Genomic DNA, 5215 nt, shown 5'->3' on the forward strand with positions numbered 1-5215 from the left:
CGGGCGTGCGCAGGCCGCGCTACAGGCGCGGCGGGGCGGGCGGCGGCACCGGCGGGGCAGGGGCGGGTTCGGGCGCTGCGGCCGCGCTCTCCCCGATGGCCGTGCCGCTGGCGGCCGGGCCGCTGCTGGCCGGGCCGGATCCTTGCGCGGCACCCGGGCGACGGAGCGCCGCCTCGAGCTGCTCGGCCATCGCCGCGAGGTGGTGATCGGCTCCCTCGCCGGCGGTCTCGCCCGCACCGGCCGGACGACGCGGCTCGAACGAGCGGCGCGGCTCGGGCCGGCGCATCTCGGACGCCCGCATCTCGGGCGGGCGCGTCTCGGGCGGGCGCGTCTCGGTCCGCGTCTCGCCGCGTTCCTCGGCGTGGCGCGGCTCGGGATGCCTGAAGTCGGGAAGCGGCGCCCGCGGCTCTTGCGCGCGCGGCTCCTGTGGGCGGGACTCGGCAGGCTCCGGCAGGCGGAAATCCGGCAGCCGGGGCTCCGATTGCCGGGGCTCCGGCGCATGCTCGGCCGGGCGCGGGTCGAGCGCGCGCGGCTCGGCGCGCTGCTCGGGATAGCGCGGCTCCGGGAAACGCGGCTCGGCCACTCGTGGCTCGGCCACGCGCGGCTCTCCCAGACGATCGGCCATTCGGGGATCGGCGAGCCGTGGCGGCTCCGCCACGCGTGGCTCGGCCCGTTGCTCGGCCACGCGTGGCTCGGGAATTCGCGGCTCTGGGGAGTGGGAGGCGGTTCGGGCGATCTCGGCGGCGAGCCCGGCCAGCCGGTCGGAGGTTTGCGGCCGCAGCGGCGGCTCCGGGTGGGGCTGCAGCGGCAGCTCCTCGCCGACCGGCGGCATCATCGCCCGCTCGGACGCGCGGGAGCCGCGAAAGGGCGGCTCGGGCGGCGCCGGCCACATGCCGTTCTCGGGGCCGCGCACCGGCTCCGGCATCCGCGGGGTGGGCATCTCGCGGGCGGCGCCGGCCGGCTGGCCACGCACGATGTTCGCCTCGACCACCAGGTCGCTCGGGCCGCCCAGCATGATCAGGTGCTCGACATTGTCCCGCCGCACCAGCACCAGCCGGCGGCGGTTGTCGACCGCGGTCGCCTCGATCACGCCGAGCCGGGCCTGCCGCCCGCGCGAGGACGCGGAGCCGAGGCCGCCGGCCCCGAATCGGCGCACCAGCCAGGCGACGGCGCCGATCAGCGCCAGCACGATCACGAAGGCGATGAAGAATTTCAGCGCCTGGTCCATCGTCCGTTCATCCTTTTTTCGCTCGTACCCCGCGCGCCGGGCCGATTCGCGAAAGGGTTAACGCAATCGGCAAAAGCTGCCGTTCGACACGTAGACGTTTCCTTAACACGATTGCGCAGGGGCGCCCACCGCGGATGCTCTGTCAGGGACTTTCCGGATGCGGCAAAAGCGTGGCGTGACGGGTGGTTGCACGGTTAACGGTTCATTAACCATCCGGCCGGCAATCTTTGCCGGGTCGCAATGGTGCCGAGTCGCGAGGAGGACGCCACATGCCGATCTCGGACATCCCGATCTTCTCGATGCTGCGCACCAAGATGCAGTGGCATCAGGAGCGTCAGCGGGTGCTCGCCGAGAACGTGTCGAACGCCGACACGCCGGATTTCCGCCCGCGTGACCTGGTGCCGCCGTCGTTCGACCCGCGAGAGCCGAAGCCGGTGGCGCTCGTTCGCACCAATCCGCTGCACATCGCCGCAGCGAGCGGGGAATCGTTCCGCGGCAAGGGCGAGCAGTTCGAGGTCCGCCCGGCCGGCAACGCGGTGCAACTCGAGGACGAGATGATGAAGGTGGCCGCCAACCAGACGGACTACCAGACGGCGACCGCGCTCTACACGCGCAGTCTCGCCCTCATCAAGATCGCGATGGGCAAGCAGGCCTGAGGTCACCATGGATTTCGTCAAGTCGATCGCCATCGCCGCGTCGGGCCTCCGGGCCCAGGCCGGACGCATGCGGATCATCGCGGAAAACATCGCCAACGCCGACACGACGCCGACCCGGCCGGGCGCCGATCCGTACCGCCGTCGCGTGCCGACCTTCCGCTCCGAGCTCGACCGCTCGCTCGACGCCCGCACCGTGCAGATGGGCCCGGTGCGCACCGACACCTCGGATTTCCGCCTGAAATACGAGCCCGGCAACCCGCTCGCCGGGACCGACGGGATGGTCCGCTATCCGAACGTCAACACGCTGATCGAGATGACCGACATGCGTGAGGCCCAGCGGTCCTACGAGGCCAACATCAATGTCGTCGGGGCGACCCGGCGAATGATTCAGCGCACGCTGGATATCTTGCGCGCGTGATCGCCAACTGCTCGCGAAGGGAGACTGATCGATGGCCATTCCGGGAGTTGCCGCCAACGCCTATGCGACGGCAGCGCGGCTGGGACAGCCGAGCGCCGGGCTCAGCAAGACGATCGGGGACGCCGCCATCGGCGGCGCCGCCGAGACCGGCGACCAGAGTTTCGGCTCGGTGCTGAGCGACGCCATCCGCGGCGTCGAGGCGGTGGGCCACGCGTCCGATGCGCAGGCCGCGTCGATGGTCGCCGGCAAGGCGAACATGGTCGACGTGGTGACCGCGGTCGCCGAGACCGAGACGGCGGTGCAGAGCCTCGTCTCGGTCCGCGACAAGGTCATCCAGGCCTACGAAGAAATCATGCGGATGACGATTTGACGCCGCGCGCCGCGGTGAGGCCGGTCCGCGCCTGGCGCGGCGCGGGCCGGCCGACGGCGAGCGTGCGGCGGCGGGCGTCCGGCGGAAGCCACGTGGCGGCAGTGCGGGGGACGATCTCCGGGTCGTCGGCGCTCGGCCGTGGGCCGTCGATCGTCCGTGCCGGGTCGTCCGGTCGGGGCTTCGTCGTGGTGCCGGCGTCCGGTCCGCGAGCCCGGAGCCATGCCCACGGGCAGGGACGGGCTTGCGAACGGCGGCGTGAACGGCGCGCGCGAATCTCGTAGGACGGGACACCGGCGGCCGGCGGCCGGCGGGCGCGGGGGCGGGGGAAGCATGACGGGTCCGGAAATCGTCGACGTCGCGCGCGACGCCATCACCACGCTGGTGCTGGTCGCGAGCCCGCTGATGCTGGTCGGCCTGGTGGTCGGCGTCGCCATCTCGCTGGTTCAGGCGCTGACCCAGATCCAGGAGATGACCCTGGTGTTCGTGCCGAAGATCCTCGCGATCTTCGTCGCCATGCTGCTCGCGCTGCCGTTCATGGCGGACGTCCTCAACGGCTACATGACCCGAATCGCCACCCGCATTTCCTCGGGAGGCTGACGCCTCGGGAGCGCCATGCGCATCGACGTCTCGTTCCTGCCGGCGCTCGCCGCCGCCTTCCTGCTGATCTTCGCCCGCACCGGCACCATGGTGATGCTGCTGCCGGGGATCGGCGAGCGCAGCGTGCCGGCGCGCTTTCGCCTCGCCATCGCGCTCGGCCTGACCGTGGTGGTGTTTCCGCTCCATCGCGGCGACTACGTGCTCGACACCACCTCGTTCGGCCCGGTGCTGGCGATGCTCGGCGGCGAGATGATGATCGGCTTCCTGCTCGGCATGACGGCCCGCCTCACGCTGTCGGCGCTGCAGGTGACCGGCTCGATCGTCGCCCAGCAGCTCGGCTTCGGCTTCGTCACCACCGTCGATCCGACCCAGGGCCAGCAGGGCGTGATCGTCGCCAACTTCCTCACTTTGCTCGGCGTCGTGCTGATCTTCGCCACCGACCTCCACCACCTGGTGATCGCCGCGCTCGGCGACAGCTACACCATCTTCAAGCCCGGCGAGTTTCCCGCCACCGGCGACATGGCGGCGCTGATCGTGCGGATGGTCGGCGGCGCCTTCGGCCTCGGCGTGCAGATCTCCGCGCCCTTCCTGGTGTTCGGGCTCCTGTTCAATGTCGGGCTCGGCATCCTGTCGCGGCTGATGCCGCAGATGCAGGTCTTCTTCGTCGCCATGCCGCTGTCGATCGTCGGCGGGCTTCTGGTGTTCGTCGTGGTGATCGCGGCGATGATGGCGACCTTCCTCGGCTATTTCGAGAGCGTGATGCACGCTCTCGCCCCGGCGACCTGACGCGAGGCGCCGCGGATGGCCGAAGAACCCGACAAATCCGACAAGACAGAAGACCCGACACAACGACGGCTCGACAAGGCGCTGGAGCAGGGCGACGTCGTCAAGAGCCAGGAGGTCGGCACCTGGTTCGTGATCGGCGCGGCGACGCTGGCGCTGTCGGTGTTTTCCGGCGGGGCGAGCAGCGGGCTGTCGGCCACCATGAGCGGCCTGCTCGCCAATTCCTGGCAGATCTCGACCGACGGTTACGCGCTGGTGCGGTTCGCCCGCGAGACCGGCTTCGAGGTGCTGGCGGCGATCTCGCTGCCGTTCCTGCTGCTCGCGCTGGCGGCGCTCGCCGGCAACGTCATCCAGCACCGCTTCGTGTGGTCGACCGAGAGCCTCAAGCCGAAATTCTCCAAGATCTCGCCTCTGGCCGGCGCCAAGCGGATGTTCTCCAAGCAGGCGCTCGCCAATTTCGTCAAGGGCATCCTCAAGCTCGCGCTGGTCGGCACGGTCTTGTCGATGCTGCTGTGGCCGGAGCGTCACCGCCTCGAGGCGATGGTCTCGACCGATCCGGCGGCGATCCTGCCGCTGGTGCGCTCGCTCACCCTCGAGCTCCTCACCACCGTGGTGGCGATCCTCGCGGTGATCGCCGGCGCCGACTACCTCTTCCAGTATCGCCAGTGGTACGAGCGGCAGAAGATGTCGCTGCGCGAGGTGAAGGACGAGTACAAGGAGACCGAGGGCGATCCCAAGATCAAGGCGCGCATCCGCCAGCTGCGGGTCGGCCGCGCCCGCAAGCGGATGATGGCCGCGGTGCCGCAGGCCACCGTGGTGATCACCAACCCGACCCACTTCGCGATCGCCCTGAAATACGAGCGCGGCATGAACGCGCCGATCTGCCTGGCCAAGGGCGCCGACCGCATCGCCTTCAAGATTCGCGAGATCGCCACCGAGAAGGGCGTTCCGGTGGTGGAGAACCCGCCGCTCGCCCGCACCCTGTTCGCCACCGTCGAGATCGACCAGGAGATCCCGCCCGAGCACTACAAGGCGGTCGCCGAGGTGGTGAGCTACGTGATGCGCCTCAAGAAAGCCTGGCAATGAGCGATATCCTCCGCCTTCCGGCGGCCGATCGGCTCGCGGCCTCGCCCGCGGCGTCCGCCGCCGCCCGCCCGGCCACC

Annotated in this window: 7 protein-coding genes; 6 read left to right on the plus strand and 1 reads right to left on the minus strand. The window is 70.6% G+C overall.

What is annotated here, in order from left to right:
* Window positions 1-19: 19 nt before the first annotated feature.
* Window positions 20-1228: a flagellar biosynthetic protein FliO gene (locus tag A33M_RS21095; RefSeq protein ID WP_008391750.1), complete on the minus strand. Its 1209-nt coding sequence runs from the start codon at window positions 1226-1228 to the stop codon at window positions 20-22.
* 269 nt (window positions 1229-1497) lie between these two features.
* Between A33M_RS21095 and flgB the strand changes: the two genes are divergently transcribed.
* The 6 genes from flgB (at window position 1498) to flhB (ending at window position 5138) form a co-directional block, all read left to right on the plus strand.
* Window positions 1498-1884 carry a flagellar basal body rod protein FlgB gene (gene flgB, locus A33M_RS21100; RefSeq protein WP_008391753.1) on the plus strand — a complete coding sequence of 129 codons (387 nt, stop codon included), beginning with the start codon at window positions 1498-1500 and terminating at the stop codon, window positions 1882-1884.
* 7 nt (window positions 1885-1891) lie between these two features.
* Window positions 1892-2302, plus strand: coding sequence for a flagellar basal body rod protein FlgC (flgC, locus tag A33M_RS21105; protein ID WP_008391755.1), 411 nt, complete (start codon window positions 1892-1894; stop codon window positions 2300-2302).
* 31 nt (window positions 2303-2333) lie between these two features.
* Window positions 2334-2672, plus strand: coding sequence for a flagellar hook-basal body complex protein FliE (locus tag A33M_RS21110; RefSeq protein ID WP_008391757.1), 339 nt, complete (start codon window positions 2334-2336; stop codon window positions 2670-2672).
* Window positions 2673-3002: 330 nt separating this feature from the next.
* Window positions 3003-3269, plus strand: a complete 267-nt coding sequence (gene fliQ, locus A33M_RS21115; RefSeq protein WP_008391759.1) for a flagellar biosynthesis protein FliQ — start codon at window positions 3003-3005, stop codon at window positions 3267-3269.
* A 15-nt stretch (window positions 3270-3284) separates the two neighbouring features.
* Complete coding sequence (gene fliR, locus A33M_RS21120; RefSeq protein WP_008391761.1) at window positions 3285-4055, plus strand: flagellar biosynthetic protein FliR; 771 nt, start codon at window positions 3285-3287, stop codon at window positions 4053-4055.
* Between the two features lie 15 nt (window positions 4056-4070).
* Window positions 4071-5138, plus strand: a complete 1068-nt coding sequence (flhB, locus tag A33M_RS21125) for a flagellar biosynthesis protein FlhB (RefSeq protein WP_008391762.1) — start codon at window positions 4071-4073, stop codon at window positions 5136-5138.
* The last annotated feature ends 77 nt before the right edge of the window (window positions 5139-5215 follow it).

The sequence above is a fragment of the Rhodovulum sp. PH10 genome (assembly GCF_000293785.1).
In the GTDB taxonomy this organism is placed as follows: Bacteria; Pseudomonadota; Alphaproteobacteria; order Rhizobiales; family Xanthobacteraceae; genus Rhodoplanes.

What these genes read in the sequence shown, in the direction of transcription:
- A33M_RS21095 (WP_008391750.1), bottom strand. Translation starts at nt 1,228, where the DNA reads ATGGACCAGGCGCTGAAATTCTTCATCGCCTTCGTGATCGTGCTGGCG.
- fliR (WP_008391761.1), top strand. Translation starts at nt 3,285, where the DNA reads ATGCGCATCGACGTCTCGTTCCTGCCGGCGCTCGCCGCCGCCTTCCTG.
- flhB (WP_008391762.1), top strand. Translation starts at nt 4,071, where the DNA reads ATGGCCGAAGAACCCGACAAATCCGACAAGACAGAAGACCCGACACAA.
- A33M_RS21110 (WP_008391757.1), top strand. Translation starts at nt 2,334, where the DNA reads ATGGCCATTCCGGGAGTTGCCGCCAACGCCTATGCGACGGCAGCGCGG.
- flgC (WP_008391755.1), top strand. Translation starts at nt 1,892, where the DNA reads ATGGATTTCGTCAAGTCGATCGCCATCGCCGCGTCGGGCCTCCGGGCC.
- fliQ (WP_008391759.1), top strand. Translation starts at nt 3,003, where the DNA reads ATGACGGGTCCGGAAATCGTCGACGTCGCGCGCGACGCCATCACCACG.
- flgB (WP_008391753.1), top strand. Translation starts at nt 1,498, where the DNA reads ATGCCGATCTCGGACATCCCGATCTTCTCGATGCTGCGCACCAAGATG.